This is a genomic window from Vibrio penaeicida (assembly GCF_002933855.1).
GTDB classification, from domain to species: Bacteria; Pseudomonadota; Gammaproteobacteria; order Enterobacterales; family Vibrionaceae; genus Vibrio; species Vibrio penaeicida_A.
This window is the reverse complement of sequence record NZ_BFAQ01000004.1, coordinates 36,870-59,134: the sequence shown is the minus strand read 5'-3', so window position 1 is coordinate 59,134 and position 22,265 is coordinate 36,870. Positions and strand designations below refer to the sequence as shown.

Annotated in this window: 19 protein-coding genes; 5 read left to right on the top strand and 14 right to left on the bottom strand. The window is 44.7% G+C overall.

Features of this window, described 5'->3' with window-relative positions; translation table 11 throughout:
- Nucleotides 1-111: 111 nt before the first annotated feature.
- A complete protein-coding gene (locus tag VPNCDNU1_RS00555; RefSeq protein ID WP_104398547.1) occupies nt 112-999 on the top strand; it encodes a LysR family transcriptional regulator in 888 nt (295 codons plus the stop codon).
- A 111-nt stretch (nt 1,000-1,110) separates the two neighbouring features.
- Here VPNCDNU1_RS00555 and VPNCDNU1_RS00550 read toward each other — a convergent pair whose 3' ends face one another.
- Entirely contained in the window at nt 1,111-2,958 is a 1,848-nt protein-coding gene (locus VPNCDNU1_RS00550; RefSeq protein WP_104398546.1) for a sigma-54-dependent Fis family transcriptional regulator, read from the bottom strand.
- Nucleotides 2,959-3,205: 247 nt separating this feature from the next.
- On the opposite strand from VPNCDNU1_RS00550, the gene exaC reads away from it, so the two are divergent.
- Nucleotides 3,206-4,726, top strand: a complete 1,521-nt coding sequence (gene exaC, locus VPNCDNU1_RS00545) for an acetaldehyde dehydrogenase ExaC (RefSeq protein ID WP_104398545.1) — start codon at nt 3,206-3,208, stop codon at nt 4,724-4,726.
- A gap of 217 nt (nt 4,727-4,943) precedes the next feature.
- The gene (locus tag VPNCDNU1_RS00540; RefSeq protein ID WP_104398544.1) at nt 4,944-6,764 is read left to right on the top strand and encodes a putative bifunctional diguanylate cyclase/phosphodiesterase; all 1,821 of its coding nucleotides are present in this window, start codon (nt 4,944-4,946) and stop codon (nt 6,762-6,764) included.
- A gap of 49 nt (nt 6,765-6,813) precedes the next feature.
- On the opposite strand, the gene VPNCDNU1_RS00535 is transcribed toward VPNCDNU1_RS00540, so the two are convergent.
- Complete coding sequence (locus VPNCDNU1_RS00535) at nt 6,814-7,122, bottom strand: isoamylase early set domain-containing protein (protein WP_104398555.1); 309 nt, start codon at nt 7,120-7,122, stop codon at nt 6,814-6,816.
- A gap of 531 nt (nt 7,123-7,653) precedes the next feature.
- On the opposite strand from VPNCDNU1_RS00535, the gene VPNCDNU1_RS00530 reads away from it, so the two are divergent.
- Nucleotides 7,654-8,139: a MarR family winged helix-turn-helix transcriptional regulator gene (locus VPNCDNU1_RS00530; protein ID WP_104398543.1), complete on the top strand. Its 486-nt coding sequence runs from the start codon at nt 7,654-7,656 to the stop codon at nt 8,137-8,139.
- Between the two features lie 224 nt (nt 8,140-8,363).
- A complete protein-coding gene (locus VPNCDNU1_RS00525; RefSeq protein WP_104398542.1) occupies nt 8,364-8,678 on the top strand; it encodes a Rieske 2Fe-2S domain-containing protein in 315 nt (104 codons plus the stop codon).
- A gap of 23 nt (nt 8,679-8,701) precedes the next feature.
- Here the strand turns inward: VPNCDNU1_RS00525 and VPNCDNU1_RS00520 are convergent, their stop codons facing one another.
- From VPNCDNU1_RS00520 to VPNCDNU1_RS00465, 12 genes are all read right to left on the bottom strand, one after another.
- Entirely contained in the window at nt 8,702-9,916 is a 1,215-nt protein-coding gene (locus tag VPNCDNU1_RS00520) for an NAD(P)/FAD-dependent oxidoreductase (protein WP_104398541.1), read from the bottom strand.
- Nucleotides 9,913-10,965, bottom strand: a complete 1,053-nt coding sequence (locus tag VPNCDNU1_RS00515) for a sterol desaturase family protein (RefSeq protein WP_104398540.1) — start codon at nt 10,963-10,965, stop codon at nt 9,913-9,915. Before VPNCDNU1_RS00515 ends, VPNCDNU1_RS00520 begins: the two co-directional genes overlap by 4 nt.
- 35 nt (nt 10,966-11,000) lie before the next feature.
- The gene (locus VPNCDNU1_RS00510) at nt 11,001-12,509 is read right to left on the bottom strand and encodes a sugar ABC transporter ATP-binding protein (RefSeq protein WP_104398539.1); all 1,509 of its coding nucleotides are present in this window, start codon (nt 12,507-12,509) and stop codon (nt 11,001-11,003) included.
- A 52-nt stretch (nt 12,510-12,561) separates the two neighbouring features.
- The gene (locus VPNCDNU1_RS00505; protein WP_104398538.1) at nt 12,562-13,572 is read right to left on the bottom strand and encodes an ABC transporter permease; all 1,011 of its coding nucleotides are present in this window, start codon (nt 13,570-13,572) and stop codon (nt 12,562-12,564) included.
- Nucleotides 13,573-13,640: 68 nt separating this feature from the next.
- A complete protein-coding gene (locus VPNCDNU1_RS00500; RefSeq protein ID WP_104398537.1) occupies nt 13,641-14,681 on the bottom strand; it encodes a sugar ABC transporter substrate-binding protein in 1,041 nt (346 codons plus the stop codon).
- 145 nt (nt 14,682-14,826) lie between these two features.
- On the bottom strand, nt 14,827-15,783 hold the full coding sequence (locus tag VPNCDNU1_RS00495; protein WP_104398536.1) for an ABC transporter permease: 957 nt from the start codon (nt 15,781-15,783) through the stop codon (nt 14,827-14,829).
- A 125-nt stretch (nt 15,784-15,908) separates the two neighbouring features.
- Nucleotides 15,909-16,895: a TRAP transporter substrate-binding protein gene (locus VPNCDNU1_RS00490; RefSeq protein WP_104398535.1), complete on the bottom strand. Its 987-nt coding sequence runs from the start codon at nt 16,893-16,895 to the stop codon at nt 15,909-15,911.
- A 13-nt stretch (nt 16,896-16,908) separates the two neighbouring features.
- A complete protein-coding gene (locus VPNCDNU1_RS00485) occupies nt 16,909-18,180 on the bottom strand; it encodes a TRAP transporter large permease (protein ID WP_104398534.1) in 1,272 nt (423 codons plus the stop codon).
- On the bottom strand, nt 18,177-18,650 hold the full coding sequence (locus tag VPNCDNU1_RS00480) for a TRAP transporter small permease (RefSeq protein WP_104398533.1): 474 nt from the start codon (nt 18,648-18,650) through the stop codon (nt 18,177-18,179). Before VPNCDNU1_RS00480 ends, VPNCDNU1_RS00485 begins: the two co-directional genes overlap by 4 nt.
- A gap of 15 nt (nt 18,651-18,665) precedes the next feature.
- Entirely contained in the window at nt 18,666-19,673 is a 1,008-nt protein-coding gene (locus VPNCDNU1_RS00475; RefSeq protein ID WP_104398532.1) for an Ldh family oxidoreductase, read from the bottom strand.
- Between the two features lie 33 nt (nt 19,674-19,706).
- Nucleotides 19,707-20,723, bottom strand: coding sequence for a zinc-binding alcohol dehydrogenase family protein (locus VPNCDNU1_RS00470; protein ID WP_104398531.1), 1,017 nt, complete (start codon nt 20,721-20,723; stop codon nt 19,707-19,709).
- A 25-nt stretch (nt 20,724-20,748) separates the two neighbouring features.
- Nucleotides 20,749-22,227 carry a mannitol dehydrogenase family protein gene (locus VPNCDNU1_RS00465; RefSeq protein ID WP_104398530.1) on the bottom strand — a complete coding sequence of 493 codons (1,479 nt, stop codon included), beginning with the start codon at nt 22,225-22,227 and terminating at the stop codon, nt 20,749-20,751.
- Between the last annotated feature and the right edge of the window lie 38 nt (nt 22,228-22,265).

Sequence of the window (22,265 nt, the reverse complement as noted above, 5' to 3'; positions counted from 1 at the left end):
CAACTAGGGATCGGAGGTGAAAACATAAACAGTTTACTTTGTTATCAATGAATGATAATCAGGTATCTAGGAAAGTGATTACGTCCTACTAGGAATTAATGTGAGTGAGCTATGGACTGGATGCAATGCGTAAAAAGCTACATAAGAGTCGTCGAAGAAGGCAGTTTTAATGGCGCTGCTAGGCGATTAAATACCACCAGCTCAGCCATTAGTAAGCGCGTACTATGGCTTGAAGATCGTGTTGGTGCACAACTGCTCAAGCGCACCACGCGTTCCATCAGTTTAACGGAAGCGGGGGCGCTATTTTTTGAACGCTCGGTGTCCCAAATGGAACAATGGCAATCCATCGTTGATGAAACCCGTTCCGTTACCCAAGCGCCGGTGGGTCGGTTAAAAATTGGGGCAACTGTCGCGGTTGGTTCGCGATTTATTGTTCGATATTTGGATGACTTCCTCACCAAGTACCCAGACATCAAAGTTCAACTGACCACAACCGTACCCGGCCAGTTACCTGAGCTGGATCTCGATGTATACATCAGCCGAGAACTTGAGCAAATGAACTCACTCAGCTTCATTGCCACTCCGCTGTTTGAATACCCATTTGAGTTCTTTGCCTCGCCCCATTACTTGGAGCAATTTGGCACACCAGAACAAGTCGAGGATTTAAAAGACCACAATATGCTGATCTGGGGAGAACAATTGGAGCGAGAGTTTTTCTTTGAAAATAAGAAAAAAGTCACCTTCAAAGGTAATTTCGCCACCACCAATCCTGAAGCCTTATACCATGCCGTTAAAGTGGGTATGGGAATCCTGATTTCCAGCAAAATGATGATTCGAGATATGCTGGATTCTGGCGAAGTAGTGCAAGTGCTACCTGGCTTAAAAACCGAAACCACCACCATATATGCCTACTACCCTAAACTCGATTACGAACACACCCGCACGCAGCTTTTTATTCAGCACCTAAAGCAAAGACTTGAACAGGAGAAAGGGCACTAGCGCATATCAGAAAGCAGCTCGTTATCGGAAAGCGGCTCGTTACCAGAAAACTCATAATTGTTAGTAAACCAATAGTTGTTAGCGAACCAATAGCTGCTAGCAAACTGGTTGCTATACGTGACCTAGTCGCTTGAGTTTTCGATACAACGTTTGTCGGCTGATACCCAGCTTTTTCGCTGTCCGACTCACGTTCTCACCTTGTTCTGCATACACATTTAAGAGCTTGGCATCGGCGAGCTCGCTCAGTGTTCCTTCTGGATTAAAATGCACATCTGGTTTGCTAGAGTTAAGCGTGTTAACTAAGTGTTCAGGCAAATGGGAAACCCGCAATTCAGCAGCTTCCTCCGAAAGCAAGGTTGCGACTTTCAACACATTGTCTAACTCACGTAAATTGCCCGGCCAAGAATAACCGTCCAAAAACGCCAGCAACTTAGCAGACAAGACTTGCTCGCCTTCAGAATAGTTTTGATGAATGCGCTGAATTAACTCGGTTCTGTCTTGTCTGTTTCGCAATGGTGGAATATTGAGGATGAGTCCATTCAATCGATAGTAAAGATCTTGTCGAAATTCACCTTTCGAAATCATGGTTGGCAAGTCTTTGTGAGTGGCAGCCACAATTCGAACATCGACAGGCACGGCTTTTGTCGCACCAACAGGCATCACTTCACTATCTTGTAAAACGTGTAAAAGCCGACACTGAGCACCGAGTGACATATCGGCAATTTCATCCAAAAACAGTATGCCTTTATCAGCAGCTCTCACCTTGCCCATCGCCCCTTTGGGGTTTGATCCGGTAAACGCACCTGCTTCATATCCAAACAACTCGGATTCGATTAACTCATTGGGTATTGCACCGCAATTCACAGCCACCAACGGTTGATGGGAGCGGAAGCTGTGTTGATGAAGCGCCTTAACCAATTCACCTTTACCTGTCCCCGTTTCTCCGTGGATAAGAAGACTGATGTCTTTATCTATGAGCTTACTCGCTTGTTGCCAAATCTTTGCCATGGCATCGTCGCCAAAGTGCAAATGAAAGCCTGGTTTCTTTTGGCTAGCAGCGCCATTTACAGTGAGTGATTTGAGGCTAGACGCAGAAGGCTTTGAATCGACAACTTGAGCACCGAGCGCTTTGAAAGGTACGGCATCAAGAGTGATGTTCTCCGTACGAAAAACCATAGGGTTCACATCATCTGAAAACGCGTCACTATTAAGTAATCCTTCCAACGGCAACCCGACGATCTCATTGGATTGCAGCATGCGACTAGCAAACTGATTGTGAGCAATCACTACCCCGCTATCGTCTGCGATAACAACACCTTGCCAGCCCGTGTTCAATAAAGATTCACTCATCGCAAATTCAAGCCGAATACGGGAATCTTGCATATTGTTCAACAACCAATTCTCAGCTAATTGACCCATGTTACGCAGCAAAACCTGAGTATCTTGCCCGTGCACCGCTTGTTCGCTGGTGATATCCAGCACCCCAAGCACCTCACCAATCCCTGATAAAATAGGGGTTGCCGTGCAGCTAATAAAGCGATGTTGGCGTATAAAGTGCTCACCACCAATCACAGAAATGGTTCGGTTTTCAGTAATGGCTGTGCCAATGGCGTTAGTACCTTTTAAGCGCTCCTGCCAACACACTCCCAATTCCAGCGCAATATTGTGTAGCCTGTCTTGAAAACTCATTTGCCCCCAAGACCCGACAATCACGCCTTCTTGGTCGGTCAAAATTAGGCGGCTATCCGTTCCCTGAAACACTTGCTGAAACAGCGGATACGCGACTGTCTCAACCGCATTGATTAGCTGCCTAGCACGGTATTTTTTATCTGATAACTGCGCACCATCCAATCGGATGTGCTGAGGTTTTTTGGTTGTAACAAGACCAGCAGATTCGCTTCGCTTCCAAGATTCCACCAACCAATTTGAACTAGGAATATTTTTTATAGAGTCGTGCATGACAACTGCTCCATATTGAGACAGTACCTGTGTTCCAAAGTGTGACAGTTCAGCAATGCCTCAGGAGGGAACCCTTATTTGCTGCTTGCCCACGCCTAAATGTTAACCACTTAACAATCATAACGTTACATTTCATTAACAACAAACTTTTCTGGATTGGCGTAAACCTTGCGATTTAAACACCAAGATACGCTTCTCATATTTCGACTTAATGCTGAGATAAACCTAATAAAAAAGGAATAGAACAATGATCTACGCTCAACCCGGAAAAGAAGGATCGGTGGTCCAGTTTAAAGAACGGTATGACAACTACATTGGTGGAAAGTGGATCAAACCCACTCAGAACGAATACTTCGATAATATTTCCCCAGTAAACGGGAAGCCCTACTGTCAGGTCGCACGCTCAACTGCTGAAGACATCGAATTAGCGTTAGATGCTGCGCACCAAGTCCGCGCGCAATGGGCAAATACCAGCGTGACGGAACGATCCAATATTTTGCTGAAGATTGCTGATCGTATTGAAGAAAACCTAGAAGCATTAGCCGTCGCAGAAACATGGGAAAATGGCAAACCCGTGCGTGAAACTTTAAATGCTGACTTACCCTTAGTCGTCGACCACTTCCGCTACTTTGCAGGGTGCATTCGTGCGCAAGAAGGAACGTCAGCTGAGTTGGATAAAGACACCGCAAGTTACCACTTTCCAGAACCTATTGGTGTGGTAGGGCAAATCATTCCGTGGAATTTCCCAATGCTCATGGCCGCTTGGAAACTGGCTCCTGCAATGGCGGCTGGTTGTTGTGTTGTGCTTAAACCCGCGGAACAAACACCCACATCAATATTGCTTTTAATGGAAGTGATTGGCGATTTGATTCCACCAGGTGTGATCAACGTAGTAAACGGGTTTGGATCTGAAGCAGGACAAGCCCTCGCCACCAGTAACCGTATCGCCAAACTGGCGTTCACAGGATCAACCGAAGTCGGAAATCATATTCTCAAATGCGCGGCAGACAACTTGATTCCTTCTACTGTCGAATTAGGCGGAAAATCGCCAAACATCTATTTTTCTGATGTTTTTGATTACGAAGACGAATATTTAGACAAATGCGTTGAAGGCATGTTGCTCGCTTTCTTCAACCAAGGAGAAGTGTGTACCTGCCCATCCCGAGTATTGATTCACGAATCTATTTACGACAAGTTCATCGAAAAAGCCACAGAACGCGCCAAAACGATTAAGCAAGGCAACCCTCTTGATACCGACACCCAAGTGGGTGCACAAGCGTCATTAGAGCAGTTTGAAAAAATCCTAAAATACATGGAAATTGGAAAACAAGAAGGGGCAGAAGTATTGATTGGCGGTAAGAGCTTATCCCAGGAAGGTGACTTAGAAAGCGGTTATTACATCACGCCAACGATGCTCAAAGGCAACAATAAAATGCGCGTGTTCCAAGAAGAAATATTTGGACCAGTCATCGCTATCACCACCTTTAAAGATGAAGATGAAGCCCTTGCCATAGCGAATGACACAGAATACGGACTAGGGGCCGGCGTGTGGACTCGCGACACTAACTTAGCTTATCGAATGGGTCGAAATATTGAAGCGGGCCGAATATGGATTAACTGCTACCACGCTTACCCTGCTCACGCGGCGTTTGGTGGTTACAAAAAATCCGGCATTGGACGCGAAACTCACAAGATGATGCTCGATCACTACCAAAACACCAAGAATATGCTCGTGAGCTACAGCGTAAACCCACTTGGCTTTTTCTAAAACCTTTCCTTTTACCAATAGCGGTCAAATATGACCGCTATTTCATAATATTCTCAATAAAGAGTCAGATCGGGATTTTTTTTACTCGTGCCACTTTTTCCATCTTATACTTCTGTTCTATAAGAATTTTATATTCACATTTTATAAAATAACGTGCGGTTTGCATGTTCATATCAGATGAATAAGTAATCACGTCAATGCTGGGTTTTGACACATCATGGAAAGAAAGGACTTCAATGATACAACCATCAGTATGAGTGACATCAATACCATACTCCTACTTGATGGAAATGAGCTTTTAGAGCAAACATGTATGTTGCTCCATAAAAAGCTGAACTCGTTTTGTACTTGTATCGTCGAATTGAACGAAATCAATCGCATTGCCGCAACCTTGGCCTATGTTCAAGAAGGCGATCTGATGGGCGATCTGGAGTACGACATTAAAAACACGCCTTGTGAACAAGCCACTAAGGCCGACAAAGAGTTCTGTTTCTATCCTGAACAAGCGTACAACCACTTCCCTAACGACCCTTTTTTAGTCGATCTCAAGCTCGAATCTTATCTGGGTTATCCACTAAAAAATCAGCAAGGGAAAACATTGGGTATTCTCATATCCACATTTAAAATCCCAGTCGGCGATCCCAAACCCATCATTCATTACCATAAACTGTTCTCTAAAATAATTATTCATCAATTGCGTGCCAAGTGGCTGGTTGAACAAACGGATACTTTGCTTAATCAGCTAAGCGAACAAACCAAACGAGACAACCTAACCAAACTCTATAATCGTTTTTCTTTGTCGCATCAATTGAAACATTTGATGGTAAATGAAGGTAATACTTCTAGCCTTGTGTTAATTGATATTGATGGATTTAAGGAGATCAACGACTTATACGGTACGCACATTGCCGATAGAGTTTTGTTACATACCACCCAATCTATTCGACGTTGCTTTGATCAAGTCGACACCATTTATCGTATCGGTGGGGACGAATTTGCTGCCATATGCAGCAGTGAAAACGTGGAAGCGTTCGCCCGCTCGCTCGTCGATGTGGTCAATGCTGGGTTCAACTACGAAGCGTTTGTTCTCAACTTCTCTATTAGTATTGGCATCGTCAGCTTTGAAGATGCCGAAAATGGCGACGACTTACTACTTAAAGCCAATCTCGCCTTGAAGCTATGTAAACAAAGCCAGCAGTGCGACCTTCAATTTTACGATAGCCACCTGAGTGCCATGCACCTTAGGCGCTCGCAAGTAATTGAAGCGCTGACACACGATCTGAGTTCAACCGTTGAGAACAGCGCACTAAGCGTTGCCTTACAACCTATCGTATTGTTAAACGGGGAAGCATGGCGCAAGTTTGAAGTGCTGGCTCGCTGGAACGACCCTAAGTTAGGCATTATCGCCCCTGATGAGTTCATCGAAGCCGCAGAGCATACGGGTATGATCAGCAAATTGGGTGAAAGAGTGTTCGAACTTGCCTGCGAGGCAAAAGTCTTTCTCGAAAATGCATTAGGGTATTCCATCGAACTCAGCGTGAACTGCTCGGCAAAAGAGCTCGCTCAACCCAAGCAATACCTAACTCAGCTGTCTAAAAGTTTAGAGCGCTACCACTTTAGCGCTCATGAATTCACCATTGAATTAACCGAAACAGTGCTCATGACTCAATCAGGTGATATTCGTTTGGCAATGAAAGGGTTACACGAACAGGGCTTTAAGATTGCTTTGGATGATTTTGGGACGGGCTATTCCAGTTTGAACTACATTCATCGATACGATATCGACTGTATAAAGATAGACAAAACATTTGTGCAAAACATGCTTACTAATTTGAAGTCTGAGCGAATCGTCAAATTGATTGTGGAGTTAGCAAAGCAGTTGCAAGTCAGCATCATTGCCGAAGGTGTGGAAACAGAGTTAGAGCTAAGCAAGTTAGTCGATATGGGGTGTTCATCAATTCAGGGATACCTTTTCTCTTGCCCTCTCTCACCGCCACAACTATTACAAAAGATTGAATACTTAAAACCCCGAAGCTGAATCAGTTCGGGGCTTTATTAGGCTCGATTTCCACCACCTATGCTGGGAATCATTTCACCGAGCGTTCTCTGGTCGAAACCAAGCAATTGTCCTGACCAAATGAGTTTGGTACATACTTGTCTGCATTGGCGTCATTAACCCAATTTGATTCATTCACAAGATACCGAAACTCAAATTCTTGGTCTTTGGGTAAACGCGTTTTGAACTTAAAGATTTTGTCTTTTTTATTGCGCTTCATTGGCTCGGCTTTCCAGTCAAGAAAATCCGCAACAATCGCAACGGAACTGGCTTCTTTCTCGTCCAGCTCAAACGTCACTTCAACCTCATTCTTAGTCTTAAAAAACTTTTTGTTAATCACAACCAACTCCATACTATTTCGTGTTTTCTAATTTTAATAACTCAACTAGTTTCATAACGCAAGACAACATACATTTTTTGTCTGTGTTAGAAATCTCGGCAGTTCAGAGTTGTTCGAATGAGAACTCGCTCAATAAACCACCAAGTTTGAGTGTAGATGGCGATCTTCCAAACGGAAACAAAGGGGCCAAATTTAACGCTCTGCACATCGATGAAACTGCGTTTATACTCATTAACTTGAAGTGGAATCAATTTGAATTTTGAAACAAGGTTGAGGATGCGCCAATGCAGTTAGATGGAGATCTTACGTAAAACCAATATGAATAAAGACCCTATTTTTTAAGAGGTGACGTTGATATGATTCTTTGATGTCAAAAGATTCAAACAGTTACATAAACTTGATCCGAATAGGTTTGAAATTGGATGCAATTTCACATAAAACCAAACGTTCATCGATCGCAAAAAAATAGTTTACTGAGTAAATACCTTTTACTTCGAACCTTGATATGCTTAAGATGTTGCAATAGATCATATGAATAAGTCGAGGGCCAACAAAGTGGCAGACAATAAAAAACCTAAACCTTACGAAACGACTGCTGGAATTAGCTGGATTGCAACGCGACAAATGCAAAACCGAATTCAATTAGAAATTCAAAAGCTCTACAAAGAAATCAATGTCGAGCAGCTTCTTGTGTTAATGGAGCTGGATTATGAAGATGGCCTTCGCCCAAGCGTGTTAGCAGAAAGACTGCAGCGCAGTAAAGGCACAATGACCAGCTTAATCCGCCACGCAGAAAAAAATGAATACATCGCCTCGACCCCAGATCCAACGCATAAAAATGCCAAAAAGATCTTCCTTACGTTAAAAGGCAAAAAAGTTCACGACGAGCTTTCAAAAATCATCAACAACGAGCTGCAAGAAGCCGTTGCCCACGTAAGTGAAGAACACCAACAGATCATTCATGAAGCGATGAAAGGTATGGTCATGCGCTACAACCCAAGTATTTTCGAATACTAAGTTGCGAATACTAAGTTTCGAATATTAAGCCTCTACTGCTTAAAATCCATCTTTTAGTGCCAGCGTAATGCTGGCATTTTTATATTCTCCATACCCAAATGACATCAAGGTGCTTAGTATTGTTTCAACCTTGAAACTCTTCCTGTTTCCGCTCAACCATTGGTGGATTTCCATCCAGATATGGTATTACCATAATATAACTTTTGGTAGTACAAGGATGCACTATGGAAGAGCAATATTATGTCTGTGATGAACAAGACATGGATCTAGAAAGCGTAAGAAGGTTTGATTTAGACAATAAAACGTACGCGATATACAGAAGTCCCGATGGGGATTTTTACGCAACTGCGGGCTTTTGCACACATGAAGAAGCGCACCTATCTGAAGGGTTAGTCGATGAGTATGAAATTGAATGTCCGAGACATTTCGGTGCGTTTGACTATCGTGATGGTATTGCGACCGTGGCACCAGCCTGTATTGATCTAAAAACATACCCTGTTGTCGTTAAGGATAACAAGGTATACATAGAGTTAGGGTAGCCATGAGCTACCCCATTTCTTTACTATTTAAGCAACGATTTTAGCGCTACATCAGCATCTGCCAAAACTGAGGCATCTAGCTTAGCCCCTTTTGAAATGAGCTTTTGAGCCATGCGCACATCTCTCGCGATAGCATTTCCTTTAGCAATTCCTGAAACGCACATCAGGCGTCCATCATCACTTAATGAAAAATGAAGCAACGCTTCGTGGTTGAACTCTCTGATAACGCTCGTTGTGCCTAATGATGGATACCCAGCGACTTGGAGAGTAAATTCATTTTGATCAGACCAAAAGTAAGGGACATCCGTATACATACGTATTTCACCCGCGGCGTTTGCTCCTGCAACCGTGCCTTGCTGCCCCGCGGTTAACCAAGACTCTAACCTAAGCGCAGACCCTATTGGAGTGCGATAACAACAACAGTCTCCCGCAGCAAAGATATAGGGGTCGGATGTTTTTAACTGCTCATCCACCATAATACCGTCTTCACATAGAATGCCCGCTTGGTCTGCTAGTTGTGTGTTGGGTATTGAACCGATACCGACAATCGCATGATCAGCCTCTACGATATCACCGTTTCCCAAGCTGATTGATACACTATGTTGACCAACCTGAAGAGTGCTATTGCTTTCTCCCAAGTGAAATGTCACGCCATTCTCTACATGGTATCGATAAAGCACGCTGGCAATTTCAGGTGGGATCGATCGAGACAAAATTTCGGGCGCGCGTTCAATCACGGTTATCTGAACTCCAATGGCTCGTAACGATGCCGCTAACTCCAACCCAATAAACCCAGCGCCAATCAGTAATACGTGCTTTGATGAGCCACAAGTTTGCTGCATGTTTTGAGCATCAGATAGCGTTCTAAGGTAATGAACACGTGGGCTAATTTGAAGATTGGGCAACGTTCTCGGTTTCGCCCCAGTCGCGAGAATCAAGCTTTGATAGTGCACCGTTTGATGAGTACTTGTCGTAATGGCTTTATCATTAACATCAATCGCTATCACCTCCTCGCCAAGCTGCAAAGAAACACGATATTCTTCATAAAAGGATTCTGGGAACACGGCTTTTTGTTCAATGCCGCTCGGGCCCCATTTAGATAAAGTCGGCCGTTCATAAGGTAAAACTGCCTCAGCTCCATACAACAAAATATCGCCACTAAAACCTGATTTTCGTGCAGATATCGCAGCAGATGTACCTGCATACCCAGCGCCGATAATGACTATAGGAACACTCATTGCTTATCCTTACTATCGGCAGATTGATTCGGACTCGGTTCCCGAGAACGGCGCTTCGCTTTTCGAAACGATTCTTCTGCTTCAGGTGAACCGTTATGGAAACTGCCAAACCACTTGTCCAATGGAATGATGCTTTCACCAAAATTCACGGTGTGATAACGGTGGTGCATGTAATGCATAATCTGCGCATTCTTTACACTCAACTCATCGCCCAAAACAATTTCATCAAATCCAGAATGCCCTTGTGCTGGCGTTACCCCGGTATGAATTCCGTTAAACAACATGTGGAATGGATGGCTAGGCACAATTAAATGAATGAGCATACAACTGAAGTACAAAATATGCTCAACCGGATGCATCGCCATGCCAGACCAAGGACCTATGTTGACGTTTTTATGATGCAGATAATGCACGCGCTGATACAAGGGTTCCCAATGAATCAGGCGATGGATCCAATAGAAGTGGAACAGACGCCAAACGGGCATTAAAACCAGCCAAAGCACAAACCAGATGGGGTTGGATTGAAAATCAATGTAAGGCAGTAAACTATTGGCATACATCCACCAAAGAATCACTTCATAAGCCGTCCAGATGGTGCAGCCTGAAACAATGCTCCAAAAAATATTGTCATGAACCTGATCGTTAAACAAAAATAATGGATCATTTTTTGCCATCCACCGACCGTTGTATTTGAATTTTCTGCCCTGTTTTTTGTAACCGTATAACCACATATGAAGTGCACCAGCAATCACGGTTAACAACACAATATTCCTGATGAGTATTTCTATCACCCAATCTACAGAAAAGGTTTCCATGCGGCTCAATTCAGGAGTGAAATACATCATCACAATCACCGATAGGGCAACATAACCAATATTCCACGGGAAAATATAACCAGGCATCCCTAAGAACCACTTTACAAATTCTTTGGGTTTTGGTGGCCATACAAAAACCGGTTCTTCGTATACCGGATTGCCTGAACGCCACTCGCCTCTTCGGTCCCGAACTTGGTTATGCTCGTCCAATACCTCTTTTGATTTCCTTGTCATTATTTTCTCCTAAATGCACGTCCACCGCGCACTCTTTAGCTGGCTGACTTCACACCCGCCATATCTGCCAGCATTTGTTCTTTATCCATATCTTGCAGACCATACTCCGTAACCGTTCTGCCTTCGTACATTGTCAGCACTCTATCCGCTAGCATGATGACTTCATCAATTTCATAAGAAAGCACCAATATGGCGACACCCCGACTCGCCAAATCTTCGATGATTCTGTAGATGTCTGCTTTAGCATGAACATCAATTCCACGGGTCGGCTCAAGCAAAATCAGAAGCTTTAAGTCTTTATCTAGCCAGCGAGAAAAGCAGATTTTTTGCTTATTTCCGCCACTTAAAAATTGGATCTCTTGGGCCGGTGATTCTGTTTTTGTGCCGGTTTCTAGAATGGCGTTTGAAACCACTTCTTCCACATCATGTTGTTGGATGAGACCGCTTTTTGTGCGTTTATGAATAAATGGCAACACAATGTTAGCTTCCACTGAAAGGGAGGGAAGAATGCCATTTTTGTCGCGGTTCTCAGAGACAAAACCCATCCCGATATTCACTGAGACATCCGGACCTTGCCCACGCTTTAGACGCTCGCCTTGATAGAAGATGTCGCCAGTGTAGTGCTTATCCAAACCAAATATGGCTTTAGCAACATCGGGGGCACCACACCCCCTTAAACCTGTCATAACCACAATTTCGCCGCAGCGCACATCAAAAGATACGCCTTCAAAGCTACCCGCTTTTGATGCATTCTTTAGCGATAGCAGCACTTCGTCGCCGACGCGTTTTTCAGGTTTAACGAAATCATCCAAATCGTCTCCTGTCATCGCTCGAATAACATTGTTTTCAGAGGTATCAACCACTTTGTCGCTCAGCACAATTTTGCCGTCGCGCATCACTGTGACTCGATCAGCCAAACCGAAGATTTCAGGCATGTGGTGAGAGATGTAAATAATGCTGATGTTTTGTTGTGTCATCTTTTCCACAAATTCAAACAGCTTTAATTTGTCCTCTTCAGATAACGCAGACGTCGGCTCATCCATCACAATTAACCAACTGTCGGTCATGATGGATCGAATGATTTCTACAATCTGTTTTTCACCCGAATTCAAAGAATGCACAGGTGCCGCTGGGTCTATCGTTAGCCCAAACAAGTCCAATTGGGCTTGGACTCGGCGAATCATCTCTTTTTTATTGAGAAAGGGCGTACCTGAATAGTGAATTTCTCGCCCAAGGAATATATTCCCAAACACCGTTAACTCATTAATAAGGGAGTATTCTTGGTGGATGGTACTGATGCCATGTGAGTTCGCATCCGAAGGCTTTTCAATTCGAATAGGCGAACCATTCAATAAGATTTCCCCTTCATCAGCAGAATAAACGCCCCCTAAGACTTTGGTTAGCGTCGATTTTCCGGCCCCATTTAGCCCAACCAATGCGTGAACCTCACCCGACTGACAAGTAAAATCGACGGCATCCAGCGCTTTTGTCTCAAAAAAACGCTTACAGATGTTGTTCATTTCGAGCCGTTTTTCGCTTTTCATGCTGCCATTCCTTTTCTGTCTAAAAGCTTTTCTTCATCCATTGAAATACTCGCTATGCTTTCGCGTTATGTCGGCGTTGGCTCAATGTGTCTATCAAGACGACACCCAGCAAAATAGAGCCTTTTATAACACTCTGCAGATACGGATTTGTATTCGTCAAAATCAACCCGTTAACGATAATCCCGTAGAGTAGTACGCCTAGAATGGTGCCAAATAAACGTCCTCGGCCTCCAAATAAACTGGTGCCTCCAAGTACGACTGCGGTTATGGCATCAAACTCCAGATAGAGACCAGCCCATGGTTGACCCGATGAAACGCGCCCGACAGTGACGATCGCCGCCAACCCAGCCATTAAGCCACCCAACATATAAACAGACATGATGGTTCGTTGCGGTCTTCTGCCGTTGACGTAAGCCGTATCCTCATTGCTGCCAACAGCGTACACGTCTCGTCCATATGCCGTTCGATACAGTAACGTAGAGAGCGCAAAATACACGAGGGCAACAAACACAATCACCACTGGGAAGGAACCATAAGACGTGCCGCCCAGCCAAAGAAAGACGGAATCCGTGACATCAATAGAATCGGCATCATAAATCACCAACGCCAGCCCTCTGGCAAGAGCCATGGTCGCCAAGGTGATCATAAATGCACTCAACTTGAGCTTTCCGACGAAAAACCCGTTGATAAAACCGATCGCAACACCCGCAACGATAGCAGCAATGAACCCCAATAAGGGAATGCCTGTTGTGGTCAGCACTATCACCCCTACGCCACCGGAAAAGGCGACATTGGATCCGACAGAAAGATCGATACCCGCCGTGAGCATGATGTATGTCATCGCCATACTCACCAAGAAAAGTACCGCAATACTTCGAAGCAAAATCCCTATGTTAGCGAGTGAGTAAAAGTTTTCGTTCGCAATGCTGAACCCAATGGCTGTAATGACAATCAACCCAATCAATAATATGTAACGGGTTTTGAACGCGTTTCCATTATTGTTGGTGGTTTTAGAGCCTATCGTCGCCGATGCAGCAGGCGCTTTCGTTACCGTTTTTTCCATCCTTCATCACCTAAATCAATACTCTGAATGTAAAAGAGGGCTGCCAGATCGCCTGACAGCCACACACATTACTTCACAGAGTCAGGTCCAAATTCCAGATACCCAAACTGCGCAACTTCCAACGCTTTTTCCACATCGTAAACAACGATGTCTTTTGGAAATCCATTTTTCAGAGCTTTTTCATGGTTGGCTTTTGTCATCACTAATGGCGTATAAAAATCGTAAACTTTCTCGATTTTCTCGCCTTTGTGAATTCGATACGCCATTTGAACAAAGTTCCAGCCCTCACGTGTTCCGCTAAGCAATATATCGGCTTTAACAGGGGAGTTTTTGGCTTTCATTTGTTGAAGGATAGGGATGTCGCCATCATAGCCCCAAAACGTGATGTTATTGACGCCACGGTTTTGAGCAATAGCAAGAGAAGGGTATAGGTATCCGTCCGTTACAACAGAAATGGCATCCAGCTTCGGATACTTGGTGTACCAGTTTTCCGCAATACTTTGCGCTTTTATGGTATCCCAATCCGCTGGTTGTTCGGCAACGACTTTAACGTTCGAGTGGTGACTCAATCCCTTGAGAATACCTTCTCGGCGCGCTTCGCCCGATGGGTTACCCGCTTGACCGAGCATAATAGCAACCGTTACGTCACCTTCAAGTAGCGCGCCAAGAGCTCGCCCTTGATTGTAGCCGTTGGTCACATCGCCAAGTGTAAAACTGTAATCCGCCGAGTCCATCGGACTATGAACTGCCACCCAAGTAATGCCCGATTCTTGTGCCTTTTTCACCAAAGGTTCAACGGCGTCCACGTTAATGGCATTAACGAACATAACATCAGGTTTTTCATTGATGGTGGTTTCAACTTGGAGCAGCATTTTTTCAAGGCTACCTTCCGCACTTAACCATCGACCAGATACATCGCCAAACGCTTTATCGTATGCTTTTATGGCATCTTCAAAACCAGATAACCAAGCCACATGATAGGGGGCTACGTGACCATCATTGATGAACACAATATCCAAACCATCGTCTGCATAAGCTGGCGAAAGCAAGCCAACAGACACGAGTGCAACTGCCGCCGCACGTTTTAACTTCTTCACAGTGTTGAGCATGACAATCTCCTTATTGTCGTTAGTGATCAGCGGCAGTTATATGGCTTAGCCTGTAAAAATCGGTCGCCTGACTGATCGGGAAAGGGTCTCACTGCGCCCTTTCAAAACTATTCGTGTTTAATCAAACTATTGGGCTCCGTTTGAGTTAGTAGCTAGAAGACTGGCGTGATTGCCAAAGTAGCCAGTTCATCGCGAGTGCCGCGATGATGACGGTGCCTTTGAACACCAAGTGCCAAACGTCTTCTACATTCAAAAGATTTAAACTGTTGTTAATCACACCGATAAAGAGTACGCCCCAAAAAGCGCCTCCTATGGTGCCTCGCCCTCCTAAAATGAGGGTGCCACCAATGATGATGGCGGCGATACCATCCATAAGGATGCCGTTTCCATCCAACCCGGGTTGTACAAACCCCATTCGGGTAGACAGCACTAAGCCTGCAAACCCACTGCATAATCCAGCAAAGGTAAACACGCCCACTTTGACGGCATCCACATTGATACCTGACAGTTTCGCGTTGTCTTCATTGTTACCTATGGCGATGATGTACGCGCCGATTCTAGTGTGGTTGTATACAACGTACGCAATAACATAAAGCACGACCAAGAATAGAAACGAGATGTAAAAACCGGCGAACTTCTCTGCCCCTACAAAGCGGAAGAAGTCGCCTACCAAAAAGATCATCTGACCTCTGGGAATAATTAACCCCGACAGACCTGTCGCGATAAAAAGGGTAGAAAGTGTGACAATAAAGGCTGGGAGCTTAAGGCGAGAAACAAGTAATCCGTTTGCTAATCCCATCGCAACCGAGCAAACTACAACGGTCACAATGCCCCACTCTACACCTCCGGTTAACCCAAAAAGAACACCAAGCACAATGGAGAACAGAACGGACCCCATCCCAAGAGACAAATCAATGTTCCCTGAGACCACCACAAAAAACTGCCCTAACGCAATCAAGCCAATAGGTACAATTTGCCGCGATATTGCCGACATATTGTCGAAACTCATAAAGCGTGGGCTGATCAAATAGAACACGATACAGCACGCAATAGTGACAAATATGATGTTCTTTTCCATGATGGTTCGTACAACGGCGTTCATTCCATTCTCCTTGCCATAAGCGAAGCCTTCATTGGCTTCGCGTTCCCTATTTGGGCGCTCAGTGTCCTTTTACATTATCTAAGCGGTACAATATCTAAACGTTACATTGCCTAAACGGCGCTTGTTTACTGCGCTCGAATTCGCTTAGTCATATCCTCCGCCCACGGGTGTCTTTTAAACATGTTTTGATAAAGCGGTTTCATTGCGTCTTGGTTCCATTTCACTAACTCATCGCTAGGGGTAACAACCTCAACACCTTGTTCAACAAAAAACGCTTTGGTTTGGTCGTTGTCTTTTACTACCGCGCTCCAAGAGTTCGTGCTGTATTTGCTTGCGGCATCAGAAACGATTTTTTGTTGCTCTTCCGTTAGGTCTTCATAAAACGCTTTATTGATCCCTAGATTGAGCGATGTGAACATATGATTGGTTTCAATGATGTACTTTTGCACTTCATAAAAACCCTGAGCTTTGATAAGGCTCATTGGGTTTTCTTGTGCATCAACCACACCTTGTTCCAATGCCGTAAATACTTCAGTAAACGCCATAGCTTGCCCGTTAACCCCAAGTAACCCAGCCATTTCTAAGAACATGGCAACGTTAGGCACTCGCATGCGCAAACCGCCGTAATCTTCCGGTTTTTCAATTTTCTTGTTGGATGAAATGACGCGAAATCCAGAAACCGAATACGCCAAGTGTTTTACACCGTACTCTTCAAATACTTCTGCAATTTCAGCACCCACGTCAGAGTCCAATACCTTTCGAGCGTGGTCGTAATTACGAATAAGAAATGGGGTTTCAGTAAACCCTAATTTAGGGTCTAGGTTTTGCATTAATGAGCCAAATAACGCCACTTCAATCGTACCATTTCTCATGCCATTAATCAGTTGTTCTTCTGAACCTAATTGGGCGTTAGGGAAGATTTTCACATCAATGTCGCCATTGGTTTTTTCTTCCACTTCTTTTTCAAATTGTTTTAGGGCAATGTGTTGGGGATGAGACTCCGCAAAGTAATGACCAATTTTAATGGTCTTGTCCGATCCAAACAGAGCGGCGTGCGAAGCTGCACTGACCAACAATAAAGGGGTTATCATCAGAGTTTTCATTTGTTTCATTATAATTTCCTTATCAACCAATCCATTGGATAGGCAGTGTTACGATTTCTGGCACGAGTACCAATAAGAACAAGATGGCAATATGAACAGCGAGGAAAGGTAAGATTCCCCGTGTCAATTCACCCATTTTTATCTTGGAAATACTTGAACCAACATAAAGTACCGTTCCAATTGGTGGCGTAATCAACCCAATACTTAAGTTGATGACCATGAGCACCCCGAAATACACAGGATCAATCCCGAAGGATTTAACCACTGGCAGCAAAACCGGGGCAAAAATGAGGATGGCAGGCACGAGATCCATCACGCACCCGACAACCAACAAGAACAACATAATTGTGAGCAACACTACGGTGCCGTTATCCGACACACTTTTCAGCAGTTGAATCAACTCTGCAGGGATCTGAGCAACGGTAATCGCATAGCCCGATACCATTGCAGCAGAAGCGACAAACATAACGATGCCAGTCGTTTTTACTGTTGACCGAAAAATCTCGGGCAGCTTGCTCAATTTTAATTCACGATAAAACAGAGATATAACGCCAGCATAAATGGCAGCTATAACACCAGCTTCCGTCGGCGTAAAAATACCGCCTCGTAATCCAACAATGATGATCACAGGCAAAAGCAGAGCCCAAAACGCATCTTTGAACTTGTTCCAGCGCTCAGACCATGGTTTGCGATCAAACACCAAAATATCGGAATCTCGGTACAAGTAAGCCCACATAGCAGACAACCCAAGTGCCATCAATATCCCGACTGGCGCACCACCAATAAATAGCTTGGTGATAGAAACGCCACCAATCACACCAAAAATGATCATGGGGATTGAAGGTGGAATGGCCAGAGCGACAATACCAACGGCACACACAAGACCAGTTGAAGATTTTGCGGTGTAACCTTTAGACATCATCATGGGAATCAATATAGCGCCCAATGCTGCGGTATCAGCAACAGCAGATCCAGACAACCCAGCAAAGATAAGCCCAGATATGATCACCACATATCCCAGTCCACCTTTTATGTGACCAACAAGGGAGATAGCAAAATCAACGATTCGTTGAGAGACGCCCCCTTGCTTCATGATCTCACCAGTCAGAATAAAGAATGGGATTGCCATCAAAGCGAAGTTGTTCGCGCCATTAATGAAATACTCCGCCATGGTTTGGTGATCGTACAAACCCACCACAAACAACAATACGGCAGCAGAACCAAGCAATGCGATAGCGACAGGGACGCCACTGAACAACAAACCAAACAAGGGAACTAAGAATAGCCAAATCATGCGCTTTCCCCTTCTTGGTTATTGCGTTTACGAACAAACACCAATATCAAACTGCAAGCCACACAAGAGATAACACCAGCTAGGTAGATAATAGAAGTGGGTAATCCGGTGGAAGGCAAACCTTGATTTTGAGTCAGTACCATCAGTTTCACACCACCTATTGCGCAAGCGAGTAAGATAAGCACAGACACCAGTATACGAATGAAACCCACGACTTTTGCTGCTCGCCCTTTTAAGCGAGAAGCCAAAATATCCACGGCAAGATGCTCGTTTTCTTGATAGGCGATAACAATGCCTAAAAACACCAACCAAACAAACGTAATACGTGACACTTCTTCCGACCAAGCTAGACCAGAATCAAAAACATAACGCAATACAACGTTGGCAAACACCAATGTCACCATCGCGACTAGCGTTATCATCGACATCGCGTCGACACTAAAACGGAATAATTTACGGCTCAATTCCATTGTTATGCACCCTGTTTACTTATTCTGACTTAAGTAATCATAGACACTAGCAGGCACTGGAATGCCTTCCTGCTCGCATCGTTTCTGATAAGCTACCTGAGGCTCATTAGGTGCAAGGATTTTGTCTACACCTGGTGCGGTTGGCGCTTCATGTAGTTCTTGGACCATTGCCGCCATCATGCCTGCAAAGGAATGTCCTCCAAACTTGGCGGGATCGATCACAATGACCAAGCTCGCCAATTTGCGCATCTTGTTATAGTCGTCATACATACGAACAATGTGGTTGCTGTAATTAGCTCCCATTAACACTCCGGTAAGCGCATCTATCGCGAGCGCGATACCGAAGCCTTTGTGACCACCAAAGGGCAGCAGCGTTTTTGCCTTATGAGGATCTGTGGTTTCGTTACCATCCTCATCAATGGCAAGCCCGAGGCTAATGCTATTACCCGTTTCTTTTGCGTGTAGCAGCTTCCCATATGCGGTTGCACTGGTTGCCATGTCTACAATTACAGGTTCACCGTTTTCGACCGGAAACCCAAATGCAATAGGGTTGGTTCCAAAGAAAGGTTTTGCGCCACCATAAGGAGCAACACACGTATCCGTTTGAGTCATGCAAATACAGATTTTCCCTGCATCTGTGGCTTGTTTTGCAAAGTAAGACAATGCGCCACAATGGCTGGTATTTTTTATGGAAACAAAACCAAGCCCCGTTTCATGCGCAAGCTTAATAGCAAGATCGGTCGCATCGATTAATGCGGTATGACCCATTCCGTCATCAGAATCCAGCACAGCAACGGAAGGAGAGATAGTGTCGATTTGGTAGTTTGGGCGAATATTCATTCCACCCTCTGCAATACGCTTGCAATAATGTTCTACACGCATTACGCCGTGGGAGTGCACGCCTCGAATGTCGGCATGTACGAGTACATCGCTCACTTTGCTGGCTTCTTTTTCTGATAGACCGGCTTCTGTCAGTCTTTGGTATGCCAGTTGATGTAGGGTTTCAGGGGCTATTTTAATCATTGTTATCTCACGTCCTTGTTTCGGTTGGGCGATTTAGTACTTCACTACGCCTTTGATCAGGGTTGGGTTACTCGCAACTACGGAAGCGTAATCTTCACCAAAGGTGTAAAAATCAAACTCCTGATTTACCATCATTTCTTCTTTCAGTTTACCGCTATCAAATAGAGACATGACTGTTTCAAAATCTTCTCTAGTGGCGTTTCTACTGCTGATCAACGTGGTTTCTTTCTTATGGAAAGTTGGGTCATCAATTTGTAAATCGCCAATATAAAGGCCGATAAACACCAACTTGCCGCCATGGCGAATCAAATTTACGGAATTGGTCATCGATGCCTTGTTGCCTGTCGCATCCATCACCACGCTGGCTAACTCGCCAGAAAAACATGCTTTTAGGTCGTCATAAAAGTCCGGAGATAATGGGTCGAGCGCTTTCACACCTAGCGACTCCTCTACATATTTGCGGCGGCTTTCACTCACATCCGCAACCGCTACCTTCGCCCCTTGTGCTTTCGCAATTGCCGAAGTGCCTATTCCTATAGGACCCGCTCCAACGACAAGAACATTCTCTCGACTTGCCAGTTGTGCACGTCGAACAGCGTGTGCGCCAATTGCAAAACATTCGGTGAGCGCTGCGGTAGAATCAGAAATTTTGTCGCTCACTTTCACTAGATTGCTTTCCAATACTGCAAGGTATTCGCAGAAGCCGCCATCTTGGTGAACACCGTATAACGAGACATTTTCGCAACAATTGGTTTTACCGTCTGCACAGGCACTGCATGAACCGCAGGCGACACAAGGAATAACCGACACTCGCTCACCAATAGTCAGATTGGTGCAGTCTTCACCGACGTCCACAACCACACCACACAATTCATGTCCTAGCACTCGTGGATAAGAAAAGAAAGGTTGGTTCCCGGTATAAGCGTGAATGTCCGTACCGCAAATGCCAGCGGCTTTCAATTTAATTAAAGCTTCGTTAGCGCCTTGTTTGGGCATATCTCGTTCGATGTATTCCATATCGTGAGGGGCATTACAAATTAGAGTTTTCATTTGAATCCTTTGCAATTCTAGAGTTCTATTCAACGTTTAAAGCGTTGGAGAGATTGGATGAATTTGAAAGTAATGCAGTCAGCGCATCTTCCATTCCCTGCGTTTTAATTTGGGTATACCCATCACTGATGGCAGGGAGCAATTGTGTTAACAAAACGTCGTCGCGATTAAAAAACCCCGATGCGACAAGTACATTTCTGCACCAAACTTTAGGCTCATGCTGGTCTCTTAGAACCAGTAACGTCGCTAGGTTTTCCGATTTAGGATCGCTAAAACCGTCTTGGAAAAATTGCTCCACAAATCGAACCCACGCTGACAGCAAGAAAATATGCGTGTCTACCGGCTCTCCTTGTTCTTGAAGAAGACGCATGGGTTGAATGATACGAACGGGAATTTTCTGGCTGCTGTCCATTGCGATCTGGCTGAGCAAATGCACGATATTGGGGTTTTCGAAACGCGTGATAAGCGCTTGAGTGTACTCGTTGATATCTATGTTAAGTTCGGGATTCAAGGAGCGCTTCTGAACATTCATCAAAAGAGATACTGCCGATTTTAGTTTAGGATTCGCTATGCCTTGGCTTACAGATTCTATATCCATCAATGAGCCGATAATCGCCATAAAGGTATGGCTACCATTCAATAACCGAAGCTTCATTTCTTCAAATGGAATAACATCTTCAACCAAGTTAGCGCCGGCTTTATCCCAGTCTGGTCGCCCAGAAACAAAGTTGTCTTCAATCACCCACTGTCGGAAAGATTCACCGATGACGCCACACTTATCTTGCTTGCCGACACTTTGTTGCAACTGTTCTTTTGATTCATGTGTCATGGCAGGGACGATTCTGTCCACCATTGTGGAAGGGAAGCTCACGTGTTCTTTCGCCCAGCTTGCGAGCAATGGGTCCATTTCATACAAGAAGTCCATAACCGCCGCTTTTAACACCAGACCGTTTTCAGGCATGTTATCGCATGAAAGCACACTTACCCCCGCTAACCCTTGGGTGTAGCGAAGCTTTAACGCCAAAGCAATTAACCCTATCGCAGACTTGGGTGCGTCAAAATGGGAAAGGTCGTGTGCAATATCGGGGTGATGCAAATCCAACCGACCAGTTAATGGGTCGACACAGTAGCCCTTTTCAGTAATGGTCAACGATACGATTCTCAGATCATCATGACCAAACCAACGCAGAACTTTGCCAAGACCTTCATGTGCAATATCTGTCGCTCCTATTACGGTGCGAACCAGTCGCGTCTCGCTTCCTACTGCATTCGTTTCTAAAACACAGAATTCAAACTCTTGATCAGTGAGGTCTTTTGCAATCGATGTGCTGCCTCTCAAGCTCACTTCCGCTATTCCCCACAGCGCTTCCTGACTCAGTTCGTTGCATATATCGTTGTAAACTGCTTGGTGCCCGCGATGAAACGCACCACACCCAATATGAACAATGCGAGGTTGCAGTTCATCACGCGAGTAGGTGGTTTGGGAATCACATTTGAACGTCATGTTCGGGCATCTCCATTTGAATAGTTTGTCTTTGCTGG